This window comes from Burkholderia sp. AU28863, assembly GCF_002223195.1.
Lineage (GTDB): Bacteria > Pseudomonadota > Gammaproteobacteria > Burkholderiales > Burkholderiaceae > Burkholderia > Burkholderia sola.
In genome coordinates this window covers 638,583-665,418 of record NZ_NKFE01000008.1, presented here as the reverse complement: position 1 = coordinate 665,418, position 26,836 = coordinate 638,583, and the positions used below count along the sequence as shown (strand labels likewise).

23 protein-coding genes are annotated in these 26,836 nt (G+C 68.6%); 10 read left to right on the top strand and 13 right to left on the bottom strand.

Translation table 11 applies throughout. The features are described from left to right. Window positions 1-89: 89 nt before the first annotated feature. The gene (locus CFB81_RS32825) at window positions 90-929 is read right to left on the bottom strand and encodes a universal stress protein (protein WP_089437924.1); all 840 of its coding nucleotides are present in this window, start codon (window positions 927-929) and stop codon (window positions 90-92) included. 188 nt (window positions 930-1,117) lie between these two features. Here CFB81_RS32825 and CFB81_RS32820 point away from each other — a divergent pair, with 188 nt between their 5' ends. The 4 genes from CFB81_RS32820 to CFB81_RS32805 are packed head-to-tail and all read left to right on the top strand — an operon-like array spanning window position 1,118 to window position 5,262. Next, a complete protein-coding gene (locus CFB81_RS32820) occupies window positions 1,118-1,654 on the top strand; it encodes a hypothetical protein (RefSeq protein WP_089437923.1) in 537 nt (178 codons plus the stop codon). Further along, a complete protein-coding gene (locus CFB81_RS32815) occupies window positions 1,644-2,390 on the top strand; it encodes a beta-ketoacyl-ACP reductase (protein WP_089437922.1) in 747 nt (248 codons plus the stop codon). The genes CFB81_RS32820 and CFB81_RS32815 overlap by 11 nt, the downstream gene beginning before the upstream one ends. After that, entirely contained in the window at window positions 2,387-4,207 is a 1,821-nt protein-coding gene (locus CFB81_RS32810) for an alpha/beta hydrolase (protein ID WP_089437921.1), read from the top strand. Before CFB81_RS32815 ends, CFB81_RS32810 begins: the two co-directional genes overlap by 4 nt. Before the next feature lie 14 nt (window positions 4,208-4,221). After that, window positions 4,222-5,262, top strand: a complete 1,041-nt coding sequence (locus tag CFB81_RS32805; RefSeq protein WP_089438169.1) for a zinc-dependent alcohol dehydrogenase family protein — start codon at window positions 4,222-4,224, stop codon at window positions 5,260-5,262. 84 nt (window positions 5,263-5,346) lie between these two features. Here CFB81_RS32805 and CFB81_RS32800 read toward each other — a convergent pair whose 3' ends face one another. From CFB81_RS32800 to CFB81_RS32770, 7 genes are all read right to left on the bottom strand, one after another. Continuing rightward, complete coding sequence (locus CFB81_RS32800; protein ID WP_069620011.1) at window positions 5,347-6,750, bottom strand: MBL fold metallo-hydrolase RNA specificity domain-containing protein; 1,404 nt, start codon at window positions 6,748-6,750, stop codon at window positions 5,347-5,349. Window positions 6,751-6,879: 129 nt separating this feature from the next. Continuing rightward, window positions 6,880-7,065 carry a DUF2964 family protein gene (locus CFB81_RS32795; protein WP_069620012.1) on the bottom strand — a complete coding sequence of 62 codons (186 nt, stop codon included), beginning with the start codon at window positions 7,063-7,065 and terminating at the stop codon, window positions 6,880-6,882. A gap of 170 nt (window positions 7,066-7,235) precedes the next feature. Beyond that, the gene (locus CFB81_RS32790) at window positions 7,236-8,360 is read right to left on the bottom strand and encodes an ABC transporter permease (protein WP_089437920.1); all 1,125 of its coding nucleotides are present in this window, start codon (window positions 8,358-8,360) and stop codon (window positions 7,236-7,238) included. 2 nt (window positions 8,361-8,362) lie between these two features. Then, a complete protein-coding gene (gene rbbA, locus CFB81_RS32785) occupies window positions 8,363-11,167 on the bottom strand; it encodes a ribosome-associated ATPase/putative transporter RbbA (protein WP_089437919.1) in 2,805 nt (934 codons plus the stop codon). Further along, on the bottom strand, window positions 11,164-12,237 hold the full coding sequence (locus CFB81_RS32780; protein ID WP_089437918.1) for an HlyD family secretion protein: 1,074 nt from the start codon (window positions 12,235-12,237) through the stop codon (window positions 11,164-11,166). The genes rbbA and CFB81_RS32780 overlap by 4 nt, the downstream gene beginning before the upstream one ends. After that, a complete protein-coding gene (locus CFB81_RS32775) occupies window positions 12,234-13,730 on the bottom strand; it encodes an efflux transporter outer membrane subunit (RefSeq protein ID WP_089437917.1) in 1,497 nt (498 codons plus the stop codon). Before CFB81_RS32775 ends, CFB81_RS32780 begins: the two co-directional genes overlap by 4 nt. A gap of 182 nt (window positions 13,731-13,912) precedes the next feature. Next, a complete protein-coding gene (locus CFB81_RS32770; protein WP_089437916.1) occupies window positions 13,913-14,101 on the bottom strand; it encodes a DUF2964 family protein in 189 nt (62 codons plus the stop codon). A 265-nt stretch (window positions 14,102-14,366) separates the two neighbouring features. Between CFB81_RS32770 and CFB81_RS32765 the strand changes: the two genes are divergently transcribed. Beyond that, window positions 14,367-15,014 (top strand): BON domain-containing protein, encoded by a 648-nt coding sequence (locus tag CFB81_RS32765; protein WP_069620123.1) that lies wholly within the window; start codon window positions 14,367-14,369, stop codon window positions 15,012-15,014. A 211-nt stretch (window positions 15,015-15,225) separates the two neighbouring features. Here the strand turns inward: CFB81_RS32765 and CFB81_RS32760 are convergent, their stop codons facing one another. Further along, window positions 15,226-17,022: an adenosylcobalamin-dependent ribonucleoside-diphosphate reductase gene (locus CFB81_RS32760; RefSeq protein ID WP_089437915.1), complete on the bottom strand. Its 1,797-nt coding sequence runs from the start codon at window positions 17,020-17,022 to the stop codon at window positions 15,226-15,228. Window positions 17,023-17,256: 234 nt separating this feature from the next. Here CFB81_RS32760 and CFB81_RS32755 point away from each other — a divergent pair, with 234 nt between their 5' ends. From CFB81_RS32755 to CFB81_RS32745, 3 genes are all read left to right on the top strand, one after another. Further along, a complete protein-coding gene (locus tag CFB81_RS32755) occupies window positions 17,257-18,192 on the top strand; it encodes a 1-phosphofructokinase family hexose kinase (protein WP_089437914.1) in 936 nt (311 codons plus the stop codon). A 250-nt stretch (window positions 18,193-18,442) separates the two neighbouring features. Continuing rightward, window positions 18,443-18,892 carry a CBS domain-containing protein gene (locus CFB81_RS32750; protein ID WP_089438168.1) on the top strand — a complete coding sequence of 150 codons (450 nt, stop codon included), beginning with the start codon at window positions 18,443-18,445 and terminating at the stop codon, window positions 18,890-18,892. A gap of 321 nt (window positions 18,893-19,213) precedes the next feature. Then, window positions 19,214-19,543 carry a hypothetical protein gene (locus CFB81_RS32745; RefSeq protein WP_373452666.1) on the top strand — a complete coding sequence of 110 codons (330 nt, stop codon included), beginning with the start codon at window positions 19,214-19,216 and terminating at the stop codon, window positions 19,541-19,543. A 113-nt stretch (window positions 19,544-19,656) separates the two neighbouring features. On the opposite strand, the gene CFB81_RS32740 is transcribed toward CFB81_RS32745, so the two are convergent. Both CFB81_RS32740 and CFB81_RS36745 read right to left on the bottom strand, forming a co-directional pair. Further along, window positions 19,657-20,274, bottom strand: a complete 618-nt coding sequence (locus CFB81_RS32740; protein WP_089437913.1) for a VTT domain-containing protein — start codon at window positions 20,272-20,274, stop codon at window positions 19,657-19,659. Further along, window positions 20,268-20,765 (bottom strand): hypothetical protein, encoded by a 498-nt coding sequence (locus tag CFB81_RS36745; RefSeq protein WP_256976437.1) that lies wholly within the window; start codon window positions 20,763-20,765, stop codon window positions 20,268-20,270. Before CFB81_RS36745 ends, CFB81_RS32740 begins: the two co-directional genes overlap by 7 nt. Between CFB81_RS36745 and CFB81_RS32735 the strand changes: the two genes are divergently transcribed. Further along, window positions 20,665-22,827: a heavy metal translocating P-type ATPase gene (locus CFB81_RS32735; protein ID WP_256976433.1), complete on the top strand. Its 2,163-nt coding sequence runs from the start codon at window positions 20,665-20,667 to the stop codon at window positions 22,825-22,827. The genes CFB81_RS36745 and CFB81_RS32735 overlap by 101 nt on opposite strands. A 108-nt stretch (window positions 22,828-22,935) precedes the next feature. Here CFB81_RS32735 and CFB81_RS32730 read toward each other — a convergent pair whose 3' ends face one another. Together CFB81_RS32730 and CFB81_RS32725 are read right to left on the bottom strand one after the other, a co-directional pair. Next, window positions 22,936-24,024, bottom strand: coding sequence for an aldose epimerase family protein (locus tag CFB81_RS32730; protein WP_089437912.1), 1,089 nt, complete (start codon window positions 24,022-24,024; stop codon window positions 22,936-22,938). A gap of 27 nt (window positions 24,025-24,051) precedes the next feature. Further along, window positions 24,052-25,245 carry a DNA-binding transcriptional regulator gene (locus CFB81_RS32725; protein WP_089437911.1) on the bottom strand — a complete coding sequence of 398 codons (1,194 nt, stop codon included), beginning with the start codon at window positions 25,243-25,245 and terminating at the stop codon, window positions 24,052-24,054. Between the two features lie 267 nt (window positions 25,246-25,512). Between CFB81_RS32725 and xylA the strand changes: the two genes are divergently transcribed. Next, entirely contained in the window at window positions 25,513-26,835 is a 1,323-nt protein-coding gene (gene xylA / locus CFB81_RS32715; protein WP_089438166.1) for a xylose isomerase, read from the top strand. Window position 26,836 lies beyond the last annotated feature (1 nt).

Sequence of the window (26,836 nt, the reverse complement as noted above, 5' to 3'; positions counted from 1 at the left end):
CGCGTGCCGCGATCCACGCTTCGTTGGTCGGCTCGACGACCAACGTGGCCGCGCTCGACGCGGACGACATGACGTGTGCGTCGGACGCGTCAGTGCGACATCAGTACCGGCAGCGTCATCGACGCGAGCACCGTGCGTGTCGCGCCGCCCATCAACAGCTCGCGCCAGCGCGGATGGCCGTACGCGCCCATGACGAGCAGGTCGGAGCCCGTGTCGTACGTGCGCGACAGCAGCGTTTCGCCGACGGACGAGCCAGCGCCGGTGTCGATGTCGAGCACGTTCACGTCGTGCGCATGGCGCGCCAGCATCAGCGCGGCATCGGCGGCCGGGATCCGCGTGGCCGCGGCCTCCGACTTGCCGTCGACCACGGCGACGACCGTCGTCCGCTTCGCGTGTTCGAGAAAGGGTAGCGCGTCGTGCGCGGCGCGGGTCGCTTCGCGGCTGCCGTCCCATGCGACGAAAACCCGTTCGCCGACCGACGGGAATTCTCCGGTGTACGGCCAGAACAGCACCGGGCGGCCGGCGGTCAACACGAGATTTTCCGGAAACTGGTCGTCGATATAGGTTTCGGGATCGTTCGGGTCGCTCTGGCCCGCGATCACCAGGTCGGCGAGACGGGCAGCGCGCGGTACGGCCACGTTCGCCCGCTCGTCGGTGCGAATCCAGGTTGCGGGCACTTTGGCGCGCGCCGTCTCCGCATGGAACAGACGCTCCAGCGCGGCAAGCCGCTCGTCGCGCCGTTCGCGTTGCGCGCGGAAATAGTCGGCGGAACCGGCCATCACGTAGAACGAATGTGGCTCGGGCGTGTAGATGGCGAACAGCCCGGTGAGATGCGCACCGAAGCGCCGGGCGAGACGCAATGCGAACTCGAGACGCGAATGCGCGCGGGCGCTCGTATCGAGGTGCACGACCATGCTTTTGTAGCTCATCGGAATCGCTCCATCGACGGGTGATCCGCCGGTGCAATCCAGTCTACGAAGCAGGGTTTCCACGCGGTTGACTCAGATCAACGGCAGCCGTGCGCGATACCCGCACAGTGAAGCGGTCGCGACGCCGAGGCCGGGCAGGCGGCGCGACGCGGATGCCAGCCCATGGATACGATCGAAAGGGGAAGCCGATGAGTAGCGATGCTTTGACGACACCGAACGACGCTTGGCGCGCGGGCTGCGATCTCGCGTTGCGCATGGTCGCGCTGAACCGCGACTGGCAATACGAATGGCATGCGCTGGCAGGGCGGCGCATCGAGCGCGACCGCACCGCGGTGCGGCGCCTGCAGCAGGCGCTGGCGGAAACGAACGAGTGGACGGCCTTCGCCGAGGCTGGCCGGCAGGTGACGAGCGACTACGCGATCGCGACCGTCGAGATCTGGCAGGACGCCGCCGAGCTGTGCATGCGTGCGCAATTCGAGCGCGCCAGTGCGTGGCGTACCTGGTTGCGCGAATACGGCTCGGGCGCGCTGTCGCGTTATCAGACCGACTGGTTGCCTGACCTCGAGCGACTCGCGGTGGTCAACGAAGCCAGCATGCCGTGGGCCGACTGGATGGCCGCGCTGGAGCGCGGGATCGAGGAGGCGGGCGGTGCGACGAACGGGGCGCTCGCCGCAGGCCGCCTGAACGGCATCGCAGACGCACGGGAGAGCGATCATGTGCGCTGACCGCGTCGCGTTCGTCACGGGCGGAATGGGCGGGCTCGGCGCCGCGATCGGCCGTCGCCTGCACGACGCCGGCATGACGGTGGCCGTGTCGTACACGGAGCGCAACGACCACGTCGCGACGTGGCTCGCGCACGAACGCGACGCGGGCCGCACGTTTCATGCGTTCGAAGTGGACGTGGCCGACTACGATTCGTGCCAGCACTGCGCGGCACGCGTGCTGGCCGAATTCGGGCGCGTCGACGTGCTCGTCAACAACGCCGGCATCACGCACGACGCCACCTTCGTGAAGATGACGAAGAGCATGTGGGACGCGGTGCTGCGCACCAATCTCGACAGCATGTTCAACATGACGAAGCCGTTCGTGCCGGGCATGATCGACGCCGGTTTCGGGCGGATCGTGAACATCGGCTCCGTCAACGGGTCGAGAGGCGCGTACGGGCAAGCCAACTACGCGGCCGCGAAGGCCGGCATCCACGGCTTCACGAAAACGCTGGCGCTCGAACTCGCGCGGCATGGCGTGACGGTCAACACGGTGTCGCCCGGCTATCTGGCGACCGCGATGCTCGAGTCGGTGCCGAAGGAGGTGCTCGACACGAAGATCCTGCCGCAGATCCCGGCCGGGCGGTTGGGCGACCCCGACGAAATCGCCGCGTTCGTCGCGCTCTTGTGCTCCGATGCCGGTGCGTTCGCAACCGGCGCGGAATTCGACGTCAACGGCGGAATGTACCTGCGATGAACGCGTCCGTGCTGCGCGCGCGTCGCGCGCCGGCATCGCTGCCCACGCCGGCCGACGATGGGCACGCGCCGGCGGCGACGCGATGCGCGCCTGCCCGGATGAGCGCGGCCGAACAGTGGAACCGTGCCGCGCACGCGAATGTGGCCGCGCTGACGTTCGGGCTGTCGCCGGTATCGCTGGCGCTGGCCATGCTCGACTGGAGCGCGCATCTGGCGGTAGCGCCGGGTAAAGGCTTCGAGCTCGCCGCACAGGCGTGGCTGGGCGCCGTGGCGCCGGCGGCAAGCGGACGCGACGGCGAGGCCGACGATGCGGAGTCGGGCAGCCTGGCCGTACACGCTGGCGACGCCGATCCGCGCTTCGCCGCGCCCGCGTGGGGCGGCTGGCCGTTTTGTGTGTATCGCGACGGTTTCCTGGCGATCCAGCGTTGGTGGCGCGACGCGACACGCGGCGTGCCGGGTGTCGAACGCCATCATGAGGAACTGGTCGGGTTCGCCGCACGCCAGTGGCTCGATGCCTGTTCGCCGGGCAATTTCCTGGCGACCAATCCGGTCGTGCTCGACGCGACGATGCGCAGTGGCGGCGCGAACCTCGCGGCAGGTTTCCGGCACTGGCGGGACGACGCGAACGCGTTCGTCGAGCGCGCGAGCGGCACGCAGGCACACGATGCGCGCGCCTATCTGCCCGGTCGCGACGTGGCGATCACGCCGGGTCGCGTCGTCTGGCGCAACGCGCTGTGCGAGCTGCTGCAATACGCGCCGACGACGGCCCGCGTGGCGCACGAGCCGATCCTGATCGTGCCGTCGTGGATCATGAAGTACTACATCCTCGATCTGCAGCCGCACAATTCGCTGATCCGCTTCCTGGTCGATGCGGGCTATACGGTGTTCGCCGTGTCATGGCGCAACCCGGGCGCGGAGTCGCGCGACCTCGGGCTCGACGACTATCTGCGGGACGGCTGCATCGCGGCGCTCGACGCCGCCCGGTCGATCGGCGGCGAGGCGGTCCACGCGGTCGGCTATTGTCTGGGCGGCACGCTGCTGGCGATCGCCGCGGCTGCGCTGGCGCGCGACGGCCAGCAGTACGAGGCGCTGCGCTCGATCACGTTGCTCGCGGCCCAGACCGATTTCAGCGAACCCGGCGAGCTCGGCCTGTTCATCGACGCGAGCGAGCTGTCCGCGCTCGACGCGCTGATGTGGCGGCAGGGCTACCTGGACGGCGCGCAGATGTCCGCCGCGTTCGAACTGCTGAACGCGCGCGACCTGATCTGGTCGCGGATGATGAGCGAATACCTGCTCGGCACGCGCACGAAACCCAACGACCTGATGTCGTGGAATGCGGATACCACGCGCATGCCGTATCGCATGCATTCGGAATACCTGACGCGGCTCTTTCTCGACAACGATCTCGCGGCCGGCCGGTATTGCGTCGACGGGCGGCCGGTCGCGCTGTCGGATATCGACGTGCCGACGTTCGTGGTCGGCACCGAGCGCGATCACGTGTCGCCGTGGCGGTCCGTCTACAAGCTCCATCTGCTCACGCACCATGCGCTGACGTTCGTGCTGACGTCGGGCGGGCACAACGCGGGCATCGTGTCCGAACCGGGCCATCCGGGGCGCCACTATCGGTGCGGGACGCGCGACCCCGGCGTGGCTTACCGCAGCCCGCACGACTTCGTGCGCGATACGCCGGCGGTCGACGGATCGTGGTGGACATGCTGGCGCGACTGGTTGCACGCGCGCTCGTCGGGCGACGTGCCGGCCCGTACGCCGCCCGACGGCTTCGCGGCGGCGCCCGGCGCCTATGTACTGGAAACATGAACGGAGAAACAGCGATGAAAGCACTCGTCTACCACGGGCCGGGGCGCAAGGCGCTCGAGGAACGGCCCAAGCCGGAACTGCAGTCGCCCACCGACGCGATCGTCCGCGTGACGCGCACGACGATCTGCGGCACCGATCTGCATATCCTCAAAGGCGACGTACCGACGTGCGAGCCCGGCCGCATTCTCGGCCACGAGGGCGTCGGCATCGTCGAACAGGTCGGCGCCGCGGTCGATTCGCTGACGCCGGGCGATCGCGTGCTCATTTCGTGCATCTCGTCGTGCGGCCGCTGCGAATACTGCCGCCGCGGCCTGTATTCGCATTGCACGACCGGCGGCTGGATTCTCGGCAACCGGATCGACGGTACGCAGGCCGAGTACGTGCGTATCCCGCATGCGGCGACCAGCCTGTACCGGATTCCGGCCGGCGCCGACGAGGACGCGCTCGTGATGCTGTCCGATATCCTGCCGACCGGGTTCGAATGCGGAGTGTTGAACGGCAAGGTGCAGCCCGGGTGCTCGGTCGCGATCGTCGGCGCGGGGCCGATCGGGTTGGCCGCGTTGCTGACCGCGCAGTTCTACTCGCCTGCGCAGGTCATCATGATCGACCCGGACAGCAACCGGCTCGAGATCGCGCGGCACTTCGGCGCGACGGATTGCGTCGACGGCCGCACCGGCGATCCGGTGGCGGAGGTCATGAAGCTGACCGACGGCATCGGCGTCGATTGCGCGATCGAGGCGGTCGGCATTCCGGCGACGTTCGAGATGTGCACGGCGCTCGTGGCGCCAGGCGGTGTCGTCGCGAACGTCGGCGTGCATGGCGTGAAGGCCGACCTGCACCTCGAGAAGCTGTGGGATCGCAACATCTCGATCACGACGCGGCTCGTCGACACGGTCAGCACGCCGATGCTGCTGAAGACCGTGCGCGCCGGGCGTCTCGATCCGACACGCCTGATCACGCACCGGTTTTCGCTCGACGACGTCGAGCGTGCGTACGACACGTTCGGTCGCGCGGCGCAAACCCATGCGCTGAAGGTGATCATCGAAGTCGGCTGACGGGCCGGTGGCGCGTGACGGGGACCGGTACGCAACGTCGTTCGGTTCCCGCCGCGCCCGACCGGTGTTTCGCCGGCGCCGGAGTCAGGACGAAACGGCGGCCGGCTCGCGCGCATCGCCCGATTCGACTGCATCGAGATCGACGGTCTGCGCGTAGGTCGGGACTTCGCACGGCCAATGCAATCGCTCCGAAATACGCCGCCGCAGTGCGTCCGCCGATGCAGGTTCGCCATGCGTGATGAAGGTCCGTACGGGCGCGGGCTGCATCGTACCGAGCCACCGGAGAATCTCCTCGTAGTCGGCATGCGCGGACAGCGCGGCGATCGACTCGACCTGCGCGCGCACACGCACGTATTCGCCGTGAATCTTGACCGTCGGTTCGTGCGCGGCCAGCGCCGCGCCGCGTGTACCGGCTGCCTGATAGCCGACCAGCGCGATCGTGTTGCGCGCGTCGGGCGCGTAGCGGCTCAGGTGATGGAGCACGCGCCCGCCCGTGGCCATGCCGCTGCCGGCGATGATGACCATCGGCCCGTGGTGTTCCGCAATCGCCTTCGACTGCTCGACCGTCCGGATCATCGTCGCCGCGTGGCCGAGCGCGTTCGCTTCCGAAAGCGTCAGCCGGTGTTCGAGGATGTGGTGGCGATAGATTTCGGTCACGTCGGTCGCCATCGGGCTGTCGACGAACACGGGGACGCGCGCCATGCGGCCGGACGCCTTCAGCCGCGCGATGTAGTGCAGGATCTCCTGCGCGCGGCCGACGGTGAAGCAGGGCATCACGACGACCCCGCCGCGCGCGAAGGTCGTGTCGAACAGCGTGGCGAGCGCGTTCTCGGGATCGGATTCCGGATGCAGCCGGTCGCCGTAGGTCGATTCGACGACGAGATAGTCGGCATGCGCCGGCGGTCGCGGCGGCTGCATGATCGGGTCGTGATAGCGGCCGAGGTCGCCCGAGAACGCGAGCACCTTGTGATCCCAGTGCATCACGACGCTCGCCGCGCCGAGGATGTGCCCGGCCGGCAGCAGGCGGAACGCCAGGCCGTCGCCGAGCGCCGTGCATTCGTCGAAGGCGACGGGCTTCAGCAGCCGCAGCGCCCGCTGCGCATCGTCGAGCGTATAGAGCGGCTGCGCCGGATGATGCTTCGAGTAGCCGTGCCGGTTCGCGAAGTCGGCTTCTTCCTCCTGCAGCCGCGCGCTGTCGCGCAACATGATGTCGCAGAGTTCGGCCGTGGCCGCCGTGCAGTACACCGGCCCGCGATAGCCTTCGCGCGCCAGCACCGGCAGATAGCCGGTGTGGTCGATATGCGCATGCGTGAGCACGACCGCGTCGAGCGTGTCGGGCGCGAGCGGCAGCGGGCTCCAGTTGCGCAATCGCAGGTTTTTCGTGCCCTGGAACAGGCCGCAATCGACCAGCACGCGCCGGCCGCCGTGCTCGACCAGATACTTCGAGCCGGTCACGGTTTCGGTCGCACCGAGAAAAGTCAGTTTCATCGTTCGCCTTCTTGAAAATTGACGGGTTCAGTGCGTCGATTACATCGCGAAGCGGCGCGCGGCGATTGACGGAAATCAGCGATTCCCGCCTCGAGCAGGATGTCGAATGCGACGCGTCCGGATGTCTCGCTAGCGCTCGCCCGGTGCGGGATCGAGCTGCGCGACGAATGCGACGCCGCCCGACACCAGCGTGACGATCGCGTAAGGCAGCACGTGCGCGTCGACCAGCATCGCGTGCACGACGCCCAGTAGCGATGCGAGTGCGATGAACACGCCCAGCGTGGCGAGCGCGGTCCGGTACGAATGGCGAATCATGACGGTCTCCCGGGGAGCGGCTGGCGTTCGTCCGCGTTGGCGCGCAGCGGCAGTTTGCGATTTCGCAAGGTAGGGCATCATGATCGCGTACCGGCTTCCGGCGCGGTTGATCTGTATCAACAGGCGAATCCCGGCCTCGCGTGCGATGGGGCGATGAGGCCGTGGAACGATCAAGTCATCTGACCAATGGTCTTGCGGAACCGCATCAGCGACAGCAGGAACAGCACGCCGCCGATCGCGAACAGCGCCGCGAACTGCGGCCACACCGCATCGAAGCCGGCGCCCCGGTACAGGATGCGTTGCGCGAGCTCGACGAAATGGGTCGTCGGCGCGGCCAGCATGATGTCCCGCACGGCCACCGGCATGCTTTCGCGCGGCGTCAATCCGCCCGACAGCAGTTGCAGCGGCAGCAGCACGAGCACGAGCAACATGCCGAACTGCGGCATGCTGCGCACGAGCGTCGCGAGAAAGATCCCCATCGACGTCGTCGCGAACAGGTGCAACGCCATCCCGGCCACGAACAGCGGGATGGAGCCGGGAATCGGCACGTGCAGGGCGCCGCCCACGACGCACGTCAGCGACGCGACGGCCGCCACCGTGACGACGAGCCCCATCGACCAGACCTTCGCGAGCATGATCTCCGCCGCGGTCACCGGCATCACGAGCAGATGCTCGATCGTGCCGTGTTCGCGCTCGCGAATCAGCGCGGCGCCGGTGAGGATCATCGACAGCATCGTCACGTTGTTGATCAGTTCCATCAGCGCGCCGAACCAGACCTCGTCGAGATTCGGGTTGAAGCGCATCCGCATCGCGAGATCGACGGGCGGCAATGGCGTGCCGCGGTAGCGCCGCACGAACGCGTCGATCTCGCCAGACACGATCTGCTGGATGTAGGTGCTGCCGGTGAAGGCTTGCGTCATGCGGGTCGCATCGACGTTGAGCTGGATCGTCGCGTGACGGCCGGCCAGCACGTCGCGCTGGAAGTCCGGCGGAATGTCGAGCGAGAACGTGTAGTCGCCGTTGTCGAGGCCGCGATCGGCCGCGCCGGCGTCGACGATCGGGGGCGGCGCGAACTGCGGCGGAAAGAACGCCGCCGCGATCCGCGCCGACAGCGGCGACGCGTCTTCGTCGACGAGCGCGATCGGCACCTTGTGCAGCGTTTCGGGGCGTGCGGTCGCGGCGACGTAGATCGACGCGCTGAACGTATAGATGATCAGCGCGAGCAGGATCGGGTCGCGGGCGAGGCTCCAGAGTTCCTTGATCCCGAGCCGGTAGATGGCGAGCAGGCGCGACACGATCAGCGCTCCTGTTTGCGCAGCAGGATGCCGGTCGTCACCATGATCACCGGCACGGCCGCGAGCAGCGGCCAGAACTGGGACGACAGGTCGGCCAGTCCGAGCGCCTTGTTGTACACGCCGCGGCTGATCGCAAGCATGTAGGTGGCCGGATAGATCGTACCGATCCACTTGCCGCTGCCTTCCAGCGACGACAGCGGCGTGAGCAGGCCCGAGAACTGCACGACGGGGATCAGCGTGCCGACGATCGTCATGAAGATCGCGGCGATCTGGCTGCGCGTGAACGTCGACGCAAACAACCCGATGCCGGTGGCGACGACATTGAAGATCAGCACCGCGGCCGCCAGCGTCGCGAAGCTTCCCTTGATCCGCACGCCGAACACGACGTCGGCCAGCACGACCATCAGCAGGAAATTCAGCATGGCCAGCATCACGTACGGCGCCTGCTTGCCGAGCAGGAATTCGGCGCGGGTCACGGGCGTCACGTACAGGTTGACGATCGATCCGAGCTCCCGTTCCCGGACGACGGCGAGCGCCGTCAGCATCGCGGGCAGCATCAGAAGCAGCATCGGCATGATCGCGGGGATCATCGCGGGCAGGCTCTTGACGTCCGGGTTGTACCGATAGCGGATCGCGACATCGACGGCAGGGACGAGCGACACGCCGAGCCGGCGCTTCGCCTGATCGCGCAGCCAGTTCTCGTGCATGCCGGCCACATAGCCGCGGATCGTTTCCGCACGCATCGGCATCGCGCCGTCGACCCACGCGCCGATCTCCACGTGCCGGCCGCGGGCGACGTCGCGTGCGAAACCGGGCGGGATCTCGATCGCGAGCGACAGCTGGCCGTTGCGCATGCGGCGATCGATGTCGCGGTCATCCACGAGCCGCGCGCGCGGCACGAAGTAGCGGGAGCCCGCGAGATTCTGCGCGTAGTCCTGGCTCAGCATCGATTGATCGCGATCGAGCACGGCGAACGTCAGGTTGTCCACGTCGAGACTGATGCCGATGCTGATCACGCACATCAGTACGAGCGAACCGAACAGCGCCAGCGTCGCGCGCAGCGGGTCGCGTCGCAGTTCCAGCACTTCGCGCCACAGGTAGCTGCCGGCGCGCGCCGGACTGAACCAGGCAGCGCCGTGGGCGGTATCGCTCGCGGCGGGCGATACGGCCAGCCAGCCGGCGCCCGGTGACGTGTCCGCGGGTGCGCCGTCCACGCGTTGCGCGTCGGTCAGGTAGCCGATGAACGCGTCCTCGAGCGTGGCGGCGCCGCGCAGGCGAACCAGTTCGTCCGGCGCGGCGCTCGCCAGCACGCGACCCGCGTGCATCAGCGAGATGCGGTCGCAGCGGGCGGCCTCGTTCATGAAGTGCGTCGAAATGAAAATCGTCACGCGATCGTTGCGCGCGAGCTCGATCATCAATCGCCAGAAGTCGTCGCGCGCAACCGGGTCCACGCCGGACGTCGGTTCGTCGAGGATCAGCAGTTCGGGCTTGTGCACCATCGCAACGGCAAGGGACAGCCGCTGCCGCATGCCGAGCGGCAGACGTTCGGGCAGCGCATCGAGTACCTCGGCGAGCCCGAAGCGTCCGACCATTTCGTCGATGCGTGCTGGCAGGTCCGGTTCCGGTACGCCGAACAGGCGCGCATGCAGCACGAGGTTCTGCCTGACGGTCAGTTCGCCGTACAGCGAAAACCCTTGCGACATGTAGCCGACCCGCCTGCGCGTATCGATATCGTTCGCGGCGACCGGACTGCCGAACAGCGTTGCCGTGCCTTCGGACGCGGCGAGCAGGCCCGTGAGCATCTTCATGGTCGTCGATTTGCCGCAGCCGTTGGAGCCGAGAAAGCCGAAGATTTCGCCGCGACGGATTTTCAGGCTCACGTGGTCGACCGCGACGAAATCGCCGAACCGCATCGTCAGCGCGTCGGCCTCGATCGCGTAGCCGCCGGCCGCGTCGGGCTGGAACGGCGTTATCCGGATCGGCTGGTGCCCGTGACGGCGCGCTTCCGGCAGCAACGCGATGAACGCGGCTTCCAGCGTGTCGCAGCCGGTGCGGGCGAGCAGGTCGCCGGGGCTGCCCGTCGCGAGCACGCGGCCGGCGTCCATCGCGATCAGCCAGTCGAAACGCCGGGCCTCGTCCATGTACGCGGTGGCGACGAGTACGCTCATTGCGGGGCGGGCGGTGCGAATACGTTCGATCAATTCCCAGAACTGGGCGCGCGACAGCGGATCCACGCCGGTCGTCGGTTCGTCCAGGATCAGCAGATCGGGATCGTGGATCAATGCGCAGCACAGGCCGAGTTTCTGCTTCATGCCGCCCGACAGTTTGCCGGCGGGGCGGTCGAGAAACGCATGAAGGCCGGTGCTGTGCGTGAGCGCGTCGATGCGGCGGCGTCGCTCGGCCGCATCGTGGCCGAACAGTCTGGCGAAGAACTGCAGGTTTTCCTCGACCGACAGCGTCGCGTACAGGTTCCGGCCCAGCCCTTGCGGCATGTAGGCGATACGCCGGCATACGCGTGCGCGATGGCCGCGCGACGACAGATCGCCATCGAGCGTCCATACGCGGCCCTGCTGGATCGCACGCGCGCCGGAGACGAGCGCGAGCAGGCTCGACTTGCCGACGCCGTCCGGTCCGATCAGCCCGATCATGCGGCCGGCCGGAATATCGAGCGTCACGTCGTCGAGCGCGCAGGTATCGCCGTAGCGCAACGAGACGCGCGACAGCCGGGCGACCGCGCCCGATTGCATGGAAGCCGGCGGGCCTTCGGTCCCGCCCGCGTCGGCATCGGCAGGCAACGTTGCCTTCATTGCGGCACCTTGATCGCGAGGCGTGCCGGCCACACTGCGTTCGGATCGGTCTTCAGCCACGCGACGCCGGGCAGGCCGGTCTTGACGAGCTTCAGGTGGCGCTGCAGCAGATCGCGGTCGATGCGCGCCTTGACCCGAAACATCAGTTTCTGCCGTTCGGTGGCCGTCTCGACCGTCTTCGGCGTGAATTGCGCCGTGCTCGACACGTACGACACGCGTGCCGGAATCACGTATTCCGGCGCCGCATCGAGCACGATCCGCACGTCGGCGCCGAGCGGGACTCTGCCGACGACCGTTTCGGGCAGAAAGAACGTCATGTAGACGTCGGACAGGTCGACGACATTGAGCACCTTGCCGCCTGCCGGCAGGACTTCGCCCGATTCGGCAATGCGATACTGGACCCGCCCGTCGCGCGGCGACGTCAGCTCGCTGTCCGCGAGGTCGGCCTGCACGCGTGCGACGGTCGCCTGCGCGGCCGTCACGGCCGAGCGCGCGGCGACGAGCTGGGCCCGGGTGGCGTCGATTCCGGCCTGCGCGGCTTCTACCTGGGCGCGCGCGGCGTTCACGGTCGCGCGCAGGCTGCCGGCGCGCGCGCGATCGTCGTCGAGTTCCTGCAGCGACGACGCGCCGTCCCGCGACAGCGTTTCGGACCGCGCCAGCCGGCGCGTGGCCGCGTCGAGCTCGCTTTCGCGCTGCACGACGAGCGCGGCCGCCGCGGCCTTGTCGCTGCGACGCTGGGCCACCTGCGCGTCGATGCTCGCCGCGGTGTTCACCGCCTGTTGTTCCCGGGCCTGCGCCTCGTCGAGCTGTGCCCGCAGGACGACCACGTCCATGCGGGCGAGCGGCTGACCGGCGCTCACGAAGTCGCCTTCGTCGACGAGCATGGCGGTAACGCGCCCCGGCAGCTTGGTCGCGACGTCGATCTCGGTCGCCTCGATGCGGCCGTTGCCGCTGACGAGCCCGGCGTCCGTCCGAGCGTCGCGCCAGCGGGTCCAGCCGTAGTAAACGAGGCCGACCGCGAGCACGGCCGCGCCGGCACCGATCAGAAGAGGGCGCTTGATGGTCTTCATGGTCTGGAACCCGAATCGATGGAAAGGTGGTTCGATGCCGCGGCGGCGCTGTCGGTGTCGGTCGTCCCGCCGCCGAGCGCGCCGTACAGCGCGACGCGGCTCGACAACAGCGCACGGCGCGTCATCACCCATTGCTGCTCGGCGTTCATCAGGTCGCGTTGTGCGTCGAGTACTTCCAGGAAGCGGGTGGCGCCGCTGTCGTAGCGCAGTTTCGCCAGCCGCGCGCGCTCGGCCTGGGACGCGAGCGTCGCCCGTTCGATCGCGACCTGGTCGGCGAGCCAATAGCGTGCGGCGAGTGCATCGGACACGTCGCGAAATGCGCGCTGCATGGTCTTCTCGTACTGGGCGAGCGCCTCGTCGCGCTGGGCGTGCGCGAGGGCGAGATTCGATCGATTGCGGCCGCCGTCGACGAGCGGCAGCGTGACATTGGGAATCACCGACCACACGCCCGTTCCGGACGACAGCAGGTCATGCAGTGCGCTGCTTCCCGAACCGATCGCGCTCGTCAACGCGATACGCGGAAAAAACGCCGCGCGTGCCGCGCCGATGTTCGAGCGCGTGGCCTGCAGTTCGTGCTCCGCCGCGATCACGTCCGGACGCCGGGCGAGCAGCGACGACGGCAGGCCGGGCGCGAGCGACGGCATCACCGCGCCGTCGTCGAGCGTCAGCGGCGTGTCGGCCAGCGCCGGCGTCGCGCCGACGAGCAACGCCAGCGCATCGGCCGCCGATGCACGCGCCTGCTGCAACTGGACGCCAAGCGATTCGGCCTGCTGCAGCAGGATCTCCGATTGCGTCAGGTCCAGCCGCGAGATCGCGCCGGCCGCGTGACGCAGCCGGAAAATCCGCAGCGATTCGCGCCGCGTGTCGATCGCCGCGCGCGTCAGCGCGATCCGTTCATCGAGTTCGCACAGGGTCAGATAGGCGTCCGCCACGCCGGTGATCACGCTCAGCGTCACCGCTTGCCGCGCGGCATCGCTCGCGAGATAGCGCTGCAGCGCCGACGCTTTCAGGTTGCGCACGCGGCCCCAGAAATCGATCTCCCATTGCGTCTCCGCCAGCTGGATCTCGTAGACCTGGCCGATGACCGGCGCCGGGGTCAGGAAGCCGCCCGGCGTGCGAAACCGCGCATAGGCCGCGCCGGCGCCGATCGTGGGCCACTGATCCGCGCTGCGAATGCCATAGACGGCGCGAGCCTGTTCGACGCGTGCAACGGCTGCGCGCAGATCCCGATTGTCGGCGAGCGCCTGCTCGATCAACGCGCGCAAACGTGCGTCGACGAAGTAGTGTTGCCAGGCAGGCGGCGCCTGCGCAATGACGGCGCTGCGAGCGGCAGGGTCGGGGAACGCGGCGGGGATCGGCGCGGCGGGACGTTCGTCGGGCGGCGCGAACGACAGGCATCCGGACAGCAGGCCCGCACAGGCTGCCAGCGCAACGAGACGAACGCGCCGCGCGGCGGCAGGCTGAAACAGCGGCGGAAGCGCGACGGCGCGCATGGGGTCCCTCATCGGCTATACGAACACGGGATGGCGCCGCCCGCATGGCGACGCCGCTTCGGGTTCACTTATATCCGACGAATGCCGCGTGCTCCCTTGATCTGCATCACTGCGGCCGTCATGCGTTTCGAGTGAAGCCTCGCTTGACAGGCATACGGCCGATCGTCCAGCCGATGTTCGATTTACGGGCGGTCGCCGGGCGCGAGATTCAGCAGCACGACGAACGACAGGATGCTCAGGATCAACGCGACGATCGAATACCTGAACACCCGCTCGTCGAACAGCATGCCGTGCACGATGCCGGCCAGCGACGCCAGCGCGATGAACACGCTCAGCGTCGCGAGTGCGATGCGGTACTGCTTTCGGTTCATGACGGTCTCCCGGGAAGCGGCTCGGTCATCTCGGCGCGACATGTTCGCGGCGTCTGTCGCCATGATCGAGTCGCGTTCCGGCGGCCCGTTGATCTGCATCAACGGACAAATCAGCCGGTTACTCACCGTGCCGCCGACGCCGCAAGCCTGCGGTTGGTTGATCCTCGTCAAGCCGCCGGTGCCGCCATGCGCGATCCTGAATCGGCTACGGCACACGTCCGGTCGCACGCTCCGCGACCGGCACGCGCCGGGACGGGAGACCGACATGAAGTCCGATGCAGCACTCAAGCAGGATGTCGAGCAGGCGCTGTTCTGGAATCCGGCGATCGATTCGCGCCGGATCGACGTCGACGTGCGCGACCGGATCGTGACGCTGCGCGGCACGGTCGACAGCTGGGCCCAGAAGCTCGAAGCGCAGAAAACCGCGCTGCATGTCGCGGATGCGCGCGCACTGGTGCTCGAACTGAACGTCGAGCCGCCGGAGGATGCCTGCGCCGACCACGAACTGGCGATCGCGATCACGTTCGCGCTCGGCTGGCAGGAGGCATTGCGCGATCACCAGATTCGCGTCGAAGTCGATCACGGCTGCGTGACGCTCGACGGCGAGGTCGATCATGCGTTCCAGAGCCGCGCAGCGGAAAAAATGGTGAGCCGGATGAAAGGCGTCGTCGGTGTCGCGAATCGCATTCGGGTGCGGGCCGACCAAACGGTGCCCGACGTCGGCACCCGGATTGCCGAAGCGCTGGCCCGTCGCGCGCAGCGCGAATCCGCCGGGATCGCGATCGATGCGGACGACGGCGTCGTCACGCTGACGGGCACGGTCGCGTCGCTGGCGGAAAGGCGTGCCGCGTGCGGCGCGGCGGCGTCGGTCAGGGGCGTGCGCGAGGTGGTCGACCGGTTGACCGTCGCGTGACCGTCGCGCCTGTCATTCAACTGTCGCGACAGCGAGGACATGCTGCGCGCGGACTGGACCCGTGACGCGGCCTGAGCGGTCGCGGGTCCGGCGCACAGCCTCGACGTCATGAAGAAGACATTCGACTACTCCGGGTTGACCACGGACGCTCCCGTCTGAACGAGCGATCGCCGCGTTGCGCGCGCGTCGGCCGCTGGTCTGCGTGCATCGTTCAACAGCCGATGCAGACCGGGCGCTCGCGCCGCGCCTGCGTCGCATCGGCGGTCACGACCGACGGGAGCCGCGGATCGGGCCGAAACACCGTGATTCCCTTGAGCCCGTCACGCCATGCCTGGAAGAACAGAGCGTCGACATCCGCGAGGGAACACTGCGCCGGCAGCGTCACGGTCTTGGAGATGCCGGCGTCGACGCACGGCTGCAGCGCCGCGAGCATCGCGACATGATCGACCGGCGCGATGTCCGCCGCCGTGACGAAATAATCCGGCAGCCTGACGGTGCCGCCATGCAGGTCGCGAAACAGCCGGTAAGCGTGATTCTCGACACGAAACGGCCGCACCCGTCCGTCCGCGGTGCGCACGAGGCGCCGCTGGGTCCAGCCGAGCGCCGGCTCGATCCCGTTCGAACAGTTGTCGCAGAAGGCGAGACTCACGCTGCCGGCCGGCGCGAACGACAGCAGGTGGCTGTTGCGCAGCCCGTGCCGCGCGATCGCGTGGTGCACCTTCAGCGGCAGCGGCATGCGGTGCGCGGGGCCGGACAGATAGGCGGAGGAATCGTACGCGGGAAACGCGCCGCGCTCGGCGGCAAGCGCGGCCGAGGCGGCGAACGCATGCTCGCGCATCGTCAGCACGATCCCGCGTGCGAACGCCCGCGCTTGCGCACCGTCGTAGCGCAGCCGCAGCATCGTCAGCGCGTCGCCCAGGCCGGTGACGCCGACTCCGATGCGGCGCGTGCGCCGCGCCTCGTGGGCGTGCGCGGCGAGCGGCCACGCGGTCAGGTCGAGCACGTTATCGAGCATGCGCACCTGGATGCGCACCGCGTCGGCGAGCCCCGGGAAATCGAAGCGCGGCTTGCCGTCGACCCCGAACGGGTGATGGACGAAACGCGACAGGTCGATCGGCCCGAGCACGCAACTGCCGTACGGCGGCAGCGGCTGCTCGCCGCACGGGTTCGTCGCGTCGATCCGTTCGTGTTCGCGCAGCGGATTCGCGTCGCGGATCGTGTCGAGGAACAGCAGCCCCGGCTCGGCGCTGTCGCGTGCCGCGCCGACGATCTCGTGCCAGAGCGTGCGTGCCGGAATCGTCGCGTAAAGATACCGTCCGTCCGGCCGCCGGGGCCGTGCGCCGGCCCTGGAAGGGGGCCGCGCGTGATGGACGAGCGCCCAGGGCAGGTCCTGCCGGACTGCCTCCATGAACGCATCGGTGACGCCGACCGACAGGTTGAACGTCGGCCAGCGCGCCCGTCCGCGCTTGGCGGCGACGAATGCCACGAGATCCGGATGATCGCAGCGCAACACCCCCATTTGCGCGCCCCGGCGCGGGCCGGTGAACGGCAGCGCCCGGCACATCGCGTCGAAACGGTCGATCGCGACGCATGCGCCTCGTTCGGACGACACGCGCCGTTCATATGCGCCGGCAGGCGGCACCGGCGAGAAGTCGTAGCCGATTCCGCCGCCCATCAACAGTGTGAGCCGTGCGTCGTCGAGCGCATGCGCGAGTGCTGCGTCGATGGCGGCCCATGGCGCGCCCGGCGGCATCGAGAGAGGATGGACGAAGCAGTTGATCATCGTCCCGCCGGTATCCGCGCCGGCGTTCGCGAGGATGCGGCCCGCGCCGATGGCGCCGCGCTGCAGGTTCCGGAAGAACGCGCGCGCCGCCTGCGCACGCAGCTCGGCCGGCTCGGCGAGCGACAGCGCATGCGCGACGCGATGGAAGAGGGCCTCGCGAGACGTTTCGCCGGGCCGCGCATAGCGTTCGGTGAACACGGTGGTGCAAAGCGGCTGCTCGTCCATGGCGGGGCTCGGCAACGATGAATGACTCACTGTAGGAGTCCGCCCGGACGCGTCGTTGATCGAGCGCAAGCGGGCGCCTTCGCGGCGTGGCTTGACGGCGGTCAACGCGGTGGCCGGCATCGAACGTAATGTGGAGCCACGGCCGGCATGCATCGGTTGCCGGGCGTCGCCGCGCCGGCGTCCGTCGCGAGAAGCCGGCGGGGCGCCCCAGCCATCGACCGAGAGCCACTCACCATGACCGACATCGTTACCGTCACATTGAATCCCGCCGTCGATGTTGCTACGTCGGTCGAGCACATCGTCGAGTCGCACAAGCTGCGCTGCGCGCGGCCGCGGCGCGACCCCGGCGGCGGCGGAATCAACGTCGCCCGGACCGTTCACCGGCTCGGCGGCGATTGCGTCGCGCTGTACCTCGCCGGCGGGCCGACCGGCGACGTCCTGACACGGCTGCTCGAAGCCGAGCATCTGCCGAGCGAGCGCATCCGGATCGCCGGCGAGACCCGCGAGAATGTGTGCGTGACCGAGACCGCGACCGGGCGCGAATACCGCTTCCTGATGCCGGGGCCGACGCTCACGCAGGCCGAGTGGCGCGACTGCGCGGCGCGCATCGACGCGATGCAACCGGTGCCCCGCTATCTCGTCCTGAGCGGCAGCCTGCCGCCCGGCGCTCCCGACGATCTCTATGCGACGTTGGCGCGGACGGCGAAAGCGAGGGGCAGCCGCGTGGTGGTCGACGCAGCGGGCCGGGCGCTGCAGGCGGCCCTCGAGGCCGGCGTGCATCTCGTCAAGCCCAGTATCGGCGAACTGAGCGCGCTGGCCGGCGAACCGCTCGACGACTCGTCGGCATGTCGGAAAGCGAACGAACTCGTGGCGCGCGGCCAGGCCGACATCGTCGCGTTGACGCTCGGCGCGCGCGGCGCATGGGTCGTCACGCGCGATCGCACGCTGCGCCTGCCCGGCAGGCCGGCGGCGGTATGCAGCACGGTCGGCGCCGGCGACAGTTTCGTCGGCGGCATGGTGTGGGCGCTGGCGCGCGGCGTGCCGTTCGACGACGCGTGCCGCTACGCGCTGGCGGCATCGGCCGCTTCGGTCGAGCATCCGGGGACGGCACTGTGCACGCGCGACGACGTCGAGCGGATTCATGCCGAGCTGGTTGTGCAGGCAAGCTGACGGGCGGGCGGCGCGAACACATCAGAGTCGTTCGACGTGTGCGAGGATTGCTTCGGCGTGGCGTAACGGGCACGCGAACCCGCGGCGTGGAATGGCATTGCGTCAGCCGAATCGCCGGTTGTTTCAGGTGCATGCGTGCGCTTGATGACCTGCGTCAACACCGCTCGTGCCGCAAGAGCGAAGATCGATGTTCGCGCGGGTCGATCACGAGTCGACCGACGGCCCGCGTCGCCCGGGCAGGGGAGGGAACATGAATGCCGCGATGCTTTGCACCCGCGATGTCGCCATGTGTTCCGCGCAGATGACCGTCGTCGAGGCGGCCGCGATGATGCGCGATACGCACGCCGGCGATCTGGTCGTCGTACGTGAAAGAGAAGGACGATGCGAGCCGGTCGGCATGCTGACCGACCGGGATATCGTGCTCGCCGTCGTCGGCCCCGACGCACCGGCCGGTTCATTGTTCGTCGGCGACATCATGTCGGCCCCGGTCGCCGTCGCGGACGTCGACGACGATCTCTGGCTGCTCGCGAAGCGGATGCGCCAGCATGGCGTGCGCCGATTGCCGGTGGTGGGCGACGGCGGTGAGCTGGTCGGCATCGTGTCGCTCGACGACCTGCTGCGCGCGGCCGCGGCGCTGCTCGACGAACTACGCCTCGTGGCGGCACGCCAGCCGTATTTCGAGGAGAAACAGCGTGGATGATGCGGTGCACGTCGGGGGTGGTTGCGACGTGCCCGCGGCAACGGCGTGCGCGAGCACGGCCGGGAAGAGGGCGTGACGATGGCGATTTCGGGCGAACAGGGGCTGGTTCTCGTAGCCGGTCGGGTTGCCGAATCGCCGGGTTAGCCGGTCGGTTTCGACGACGGGCGCGGGACGTGCGGCGCCGCGGCGCGGTTGCGGCCCAGCGCACGGTTGCCGAGTGGCGCGCCGGGTGCCGGCACTGCGGGACGGTTGACGCAGGTCAACCCGGCTGGCTCCCCTGCCCCGGAAGATGAACCGCCATCATCGGCGGGGAGGGGCACCGTGGAGCACCATGCGGAGGTATTGCGGGGCGGTCGCTGGACGCTGCCCGCACCGGGCTGGCGGGATCTCGCCGCGATGCTGATCGTCACCAGCGTCCTGCTGCTCGCCGGGATCTCGGCGCACCAGATGGCAGGCCCGCTCGCAGTCGCGCATCCTCCGACCATCTCGCTGTCTCCCGCGGCGTTGCCCGGCTATACGCTGCGTACCGTCTCGCGCATGTTCGCGGCATTGCTCGCGTCGATCGTCTTCACGTTCGTCTATGCGACCGCGGCGGCCCGGAGCCGGTCGGCGGAGCGGGTGCTGATCGACGCACCGATCCTTCACCCGTAGGGGCCGCGCGTGGCCCGGCTAGTCGGTTATCGACGCCGACGAACAGACTGTGCGACGAGCTGCAACGGTCGGTCGGCCGGCGCAGGCGATCGCCAGGGCGCGCATGCGGGGTGTCACTCCGCGCGATGCGGAGGATGGCCGCGCCGGAACGTCAACCGGCGTTCGTTGAGCAGCGCGCGCCAATCGAGCTTCATCAACGCGAACACGATGCCGAGCAACGCCAGTTGCGTGACGACGAAGTATCCGCCGAGGTAACTGCCTTCGAGTCCGGATTCCACGTCCAGACTGGTCGACGCAAAGCGGCCGAGGTGTGCCCAGATCGCATAGGTCGTCGCGCGCCCGACGAAGAACGCCGCGGCGATGATCCTGAGCGGCAATCCGGAAAGGCCGTATGCGATGAACAGGTAGTTCGACGGAAGTGGGCTCAGCGCATAGAAGAAAAACGCACCGACGGTGAGCGTCCGATGCTTGCGCAGCCAGTGCGTGGCGACGTCGATGTTCTCGCGATCCGCGTCGCGCATCCAGCGGGAGCGCACGAGCGACCTGGCGAAGGTCGCCAGGATGACGCGTCCGAGGGTCGCCGCGGCGGCCGCCACGACGGCAAAAACCAGCGGATTGCCGTCGGGCAGGTTGAACCCGACCCACGACATCGCCATCCACGTCGGCGGGGCGAACGCCGGCATGAGATTCAGTAGAAGAATCAGCACGAAGAGTACGGCCAGCGTCAGCACGATATCGATCCCAGGCGCTCCGGCGTCATGCTTCGATTGTGCTGACGAAAGGCGCCGGCCGCTTGACTCACGTCAAGCAACGCGCCATGCCGGCCGTTCGCGTGACGCGCTTCGCCGTGACGCAGGTCAACGGTCGAACCGCGGTGTTTCCTAGACTGATGCCACGCCGTCCGCAACCGGCCGTCCGCAACCGGCCGTCCCCGACCGCAACCGGAACCGAAGGCGGCGAACCCGCCATGCGCGGCAATTGGAAAAATGGTCATGTCTCGTATCCGCTGGTCGATCGATCTCGCGTTGCTGGTTCTGGCGGCCGTTACGCTCGCGGCAGGCGGCATGTGCGTGGCCTTCGGTATGCCTTCGCTCGCGAGGGTCGTATGGCTGCTGGGAACGGTGCCGGTCTTGCTCGCGTTGACGGTCTCGCTTGCAAGGGCCGTGGTGAAACGGCAGGCCGGCATCGACGTGCTCGCATGGCTGGCAATCGGCCTGGCCATCGCGCTCGACGAGACGCTGACGGCTGCGGTCGTCGCATTGATGCTGGCGAGCGGCCGGACGCTGGAGCGGTATGCGCAAGACCGCGCGCAACGCGAGATGACCGCGCTGCTCGGTCGCGCCCCCCGGCAGGCGACCCGGTTCGAGAACGGCGAATGGCGTTCCGTTGCGCCGGACACCATCATTCCGGGTGACAGGCTGCTCGTGCGTAGCGGCGAATGCGCGCCGGTCGACGGCACGTTGACCGGCGACGCGGAGCTCGACGAATCGATGCTGACCGGCGAGTCGTCCACCCAGCGGCGACGTTCGGGGGAAAACGCCTGCAGCGGCGCGGTCAACGCAGGCGCACCGTTCGAAATGGTCGCCCGCACCACGGCGGGCGACAGCACGTTCGCAGGCATCGTCCGCATGGTCGAGCGCGCTCAACACGAGCGCGGTCCGTCCGTGCGTCTCGCGGATCGTTACGCCGCATTCTTCGTGCTCGCCGCGCTGCTCGTCGCCGGCATCGCGTGGCTGCTGACCGGCGACGTCGCTCGCGCGCTCGCCGTGCTCGTCGTCGCCACGCCTTGCCCGTTGATTCTCGCCGTGCCGGTCGCCATCGTGTCCGGCCTGTCGCGCTGTTCGAAACGCGGCATCCTCGTCAAAGGCGGGGGCGCGCTCGAACGTCTTGCGCAGGCAACGATCCTGTTCTTCGACAAGACCGGCACGCTGACGGGCGGGCGCGCACGCATCGTGGCGATCGAATGCGGCGCCGGTATCGGAACGGACGACGTGCTGCATTTCGCGGCATCGTTGGCCCAGGCGTCGGGCCACGTCATTTCCGACGCGCTGACGGTCGCGGCGCGAGAACGCGAAATCCACCTGTCGCCGCCGTCGGCTGTCATGGAAACGGCCGGCGAGGGCGTGACCGGCCGGGTCGACAACCGGACCGTCAGGATCGGCAAGTTCGGGTACGTCGGCGCCGGCTCGGCGGATGCCCCGTGGAGCGAAGCATTCCTGAAGCGGGTCGGCAACGAGGGCGGGGCCGCCGTGTTCGTCGGCGTCGATGGCGTCATGGTCGGCGCGATCCAGATGGCCGACCAGGTGCGGCTGGAAACGCCGCGGGCGTTACGGCTGCTCAAACGCGAAGGCGTCGAGCGCCTCGTCATGCTGACCGGCGACCGGCGCGACATTGCCCGGGCCGTCGGCGAACTGCTCGGGGTCACCGACGTGCGCGCCGAACAGACGCCGGCGGACAAGCTCGCCGCGATCCAGGCCGCACGCAAGGAGGGCGTGACGATCATGGTCGGCGACGGCGTGAACGACGCGCCGGCGCTGGCGGCGGCCGATGTCGGCATCGCGATGGGCGCGCGGGGCGCGGCCGCGTCGTCCGAAGCCGCCGACGTGGTGTTGCTGGTGGATCGGCTGGATCGACTCGTGGATGCGATGCGCATCGCCCGTCGATCGCGCCGGATCGCGCTCGAGAGCGTGGTGATCGGCATGTCGTTGTCGACCGTCGCGATGGCGATTGCGGCGGCGGGATTCCTGCCGCCGATTGCCGGTGCGGTCATTCAGGAAGTCGTCGACGTCGTCGTGATCGTCAATGCGCTGCGCGTGTTGCTTGTGCGCCCGCGGCCGCCGGAAACCCGGCTGGCCGATGTCGACGTCGAGCAACTCAAGCGCGAGCACGCGGCATTGTCGCCGTTGCTGGACCGGATCAGGGCGCTCGCGGGCCGCTTGCCGCAACTATCCGGAGCCGGCATCGCCAGCGAGCTTGCCGATGTCGTCGACGCGCTGGATCAACGGCTGCTGCCGCACGAGCGCGCCGACGACCTGGATGTCTACGCGCGTCTTGCGCCGTTGCTCGGCGGCGAGGATCCGCTCGCGGCAATGAGTGGCGCACACCGGGAGATCTTCACGTTGGTCCGGTCGCTCAGGCAGATGGTCGCGGACCTGCCGCGCGACGGAGCCGACGCCATGCAGGTTCAGGCGATACAACGCGTGCTGTACGGGCTGGAGGCGATCGTACGTCTGCATTGCGCGCAGGAGGAGGAACTGTTCCACGCCGTCGGCGCGGATGCGTGACGACGGCGTCGAAACGCGTCGCGCACGCGCTGCGCGACGAAAGCCGGATCATGCAGCAGCGGTCGATGTCGGCGCGGCCCCCTGTGCCGACGATGCCGCTTGCCCGCACTATGCGTGAACCGCGACCCGATACCGCGTGGTCTGCCGATAGACGTCGCCCGGACGAACGATCACGTCGTCGCGCAGGCCGTCCATGTTGACCTGATCCGGAAAACCGCCCGCCTCGACGCACAGCGCCGCGTGTTGCACGCAGCGCGTGCCACCGCTCACGCGCAGGCCGTCGAGATAGTTGCCCGTATAGAGCTGCAGCCCGCGCTGATCGGTCGACACGATGAGTTCGCGGCCGCTTTCCGGATCGTAGATCCGTGCGACGGGCCGGACCTCGCGCGCGCCGTTGCCGACGACGTAGCAGTGATCGAAGCCGCGCGCCCGCGCCAGTTGCGCATGCGGCCAGTCGAGGCGCGCGCCGAGCGGCGCGCTTTGCCGGAAATCGAACGCGGTGCCCGTCACGTCGGCCGTGCCGGTCGGGATCAGCGCGTCGTCCACTTCGAGGAACGCGTCGGCGTCGATGTGCAGCAGATGGCCGCGCACGTCGCTGCCCGCGCGCCCGTTCAGGTTGAAGTAGCTGTGGTTCGTCAGGTTAAGCGGCGTCGGCGCGTCGGTCCACCCCGAATAGTCGATCGTCAGCGTGCCGTCGTCGTCGAGCGTGTAGCGCACCTGCACGCTCACGTTGCCGGGAAATCCCGCATCGCCTTCCGGCGTATCGAGCCGCAGCGTCAGCCCGCCGCAATCGTCGAGCACGTCCCAGCGCGCGCGATGAAAGCCGTTCGCGCCGCCATGCAGCAGGTTGCCGTTCTCGTTGCGGTCGAGCAGATAGTCGACGCCGTCGAGCGTGAAGCGCGCGCCGGCGATCCGGTTCGCCCAGCGGCCGACCGTCGCGCCGAGATAGGCGCCGGAGTCGAGATACTCGGCCGGCGTGTCGTGCGCGAGCACGATATCGGCCAAGCGCCCCGTGCGGTCGGGCGCGAGCCACGACACGACGGTCGCGCCGAGGTCGCTGACGACGACCCGCATCCCGTGCGCGTTGCGCAGCGTATAGCGCCGCACGGGCTCGCCGTCGGGCAAGGCGCCCCACGGCTCGGCGAGCACGCGCGTCACGCCGGGTGTCAGAGGGGAGGAATCGGTATCGATGTGCATGAGTGGATGTCGAGTGGGCGGCGCGCGTCAGTTCGTGGCGGCCGCGCGGTCCTGATATTCACGCGGCGTGCAGCCGAGTTCTCGCCGGAACACCGCGTACATGTATTGAAGCGACGTGAACCCGCACCGGATCGCGACTTCGGCGCTCGACGCCTGCCGGCTGGCGAGCAGCGCCTGCGCGGCCTCGAGTTTGTGACGCAGGATCTCCTGGTGCACGGTGCGCTGCAGTTCGCGCCGGAAGTGCTCCTCGAGCAGCGAGCGCGACACGCCGACATAGTCGGCGACCTGTTCGGTCTTGATGCCCTGGCACGCGTACTGGCGGATGAAATGCCGGGCGCGCATCACGTGCGGGCTCGCCAGCGGCTGGTGGCGCGTCGATTCGAGCACGTTGATGCCGACTGGCGGCACGAGAATGCGCTGCCCGGGAAAGCGCGCGCCACGCAGCATCCGGTGCAGCAGGTGCGCGGCGGTGCGGCCCATTTCCTCTGTGCCCTGGATCACCGACGACAGCGGAATGCGCGTCAGCGTGCGCGTGAGCGGATCGTTGTCGATGCCGATGATCGCGACCTGTTCCGGCACCGCGATGCCGGCGATCAGGCACGCCTGCAGCAGATGCCGCGCGCGCGCATCGGTCACGGCGATCACGCCGACCGGCTTCGGCAGCGCGTGCAGCCAGCCGATCAGTTGCTCGATCGCATGATTCCAGCCCGACGCGCTGGTCGACAGCCCGCGGTAGATCGGCGCGTCGAGCCCGTCCGCGCGCGCGAGCCGGTCGAACGCGAGCTCGCGCTGCTGCGCCCAGCGGTTTTCCTGCGCGACCGGCAGGCTGTACATCGCGAAATGTGCGAGGCCGGCCCCGATCAGGTGCGTATAGGCGAGCGACACGAGCTTCGGGTTGTCCGTCGCAATATATGGGACATCGTCCGGGTACTGCGCCGGGTTCTCGTACGACGATCCGATCGCGACGATCGGCAGCGGCGAGCCGGCGAGCGCGTCGGCGACGGCCGGGTCGTCGAAGTCCGCGATGATGCCGTCGCCGTCGAAGCGCTCGATCCCGGTGAGCCGGCAGCGGAAATCGTCTTCGAGGAACAGGTCCCACACGACGCGCGTCGTGTGCAGGTACTGGCCGATGCCGCTGATGATTTCGCGGTCGTAGACCTTGTTCGCGTTGAACAGCAGCGCGATGCGGTGCGGTGTCTGGGCGGATGGGGCGCGTGTCATCTCGGTGTCGGGGCGCGCGCGTGGCGGGCGCGGTGCCGTTGTCTCCGGGGGCGCGCTCGCGGAGGCGGCGCGCGGTGTCTGGTGTACGGCGATTGTAGGACGGAACGCGCGCCGCACGCGTACGACTGGCAAGAAACATCAAGCGCGCTGCGCAATTTCGCAATTGCCGGCCGGCAGGCGCGGGGGCACGATCCAGCCAACCGAATTCGGCCGCGTGCGTCGCCGCGACGCGCGTTGCGCTGCAACAAGAACCTGCACGGAGACACCATGTCGTATTTCGAACATATTCCCGCGATTCGCTACGAAGGCCCGCAGTCGGACAATCCGCTCGCGTATCACCATTACGACCCCGAGAAGCGCGTACTCGGCAAGACGCTCGCCGAGCATCTGCGGATCGCGGTCTGCTACTGGCACACGTTCGTGTGGCCGGGTCACGACATCTTCGGGCAGCCCGCGTTCCAGCGGCCGTGGCAGCAGCCGGGCGATGCGCTCGAACGCGCGCGGCAGAAGGCGGATGCGGCATTCGAGTTCTTCACGAAGCTCGGCACGCCGTTCTATACGTTCCACGACACCGACGTCGCACCGGAAGGCGACAGCCTGCGCGAATACACGGCCAATTTCGCGCGGATGGTCGACTATCTCGGCGAGCGCCAGCAGGCGAGCGGCGTGCGGCTGTTGTGGGGCACCGCGAACCTGTTCTCGCACCCGCGCTTCGCGGCCGGCGCCGCGACGAATCCGAACCCCGACGTGTTCGCCTGGGCCGCGACCCAGGTGTGCCATGCGCTCGACGCGACCCACCGGCTCGGCGGCCAAAACTACGTGCTGTGGGGCGGACGCGAAGGCTACGAGACGCTGCTCAATACCGACCTGAAGCGCGAGCGCGACCAGTTCGCCCGCTTCCTGTCGATGGTGGTCGAGCACAAGCACCGGATCGGCTTCAAGGGCGCGCTGCTGATCGAGCCGAAGCCGCAGGAGCCGACCAAGCACCAGTACGACTACGACGTCGCGACCGTGCACGGCTTCCTCGTGCAGTACGGACTGCAGAACGAGATCCGCGTGAACATCGAGGCGAATCACGCGACGCTCGCCGGCCATTCGTTCCATCACGAGATCGCGAACGCGTTCGCGCTCGGCGTGTTCGGCAGCGTCGACGCGAATCGCGGCGATCCGCAGAACGGCTGGGATACCGACCAGTTTCCGAACAGCGTCGAGGAGCTGACGCTCGCGTTCTACGAGATCCTGCGCCACGGCGGCTTCACGACCGGCGGGATGAACTTCGACGCGAAGGTGCGGCGCCAGAGCATCGATCCGGAAGACCTGTTCTACGGCCACGTCGGCGCGATCGACGTGCTCGCGCTCGCGCTCGAACGCGCGGCGGTGCTGGTCGAGAACGACCGGCTCGACGCGCTGCGCCGGCAGCGCTACGCGCAGTGGGACGATGCATTCGGTCGCAAGATCCTGTCGGGCGGCTATACGCTGGAATCGCTGGCGGCCGACGCGCTCGCGCGCGGTGTGGACCCGCGGCATGCGAGCGGTGCGCAGGAGCGGCTGGAGAACATCGTGAACCAGGCGATCTACGGGCTGCGCTGAC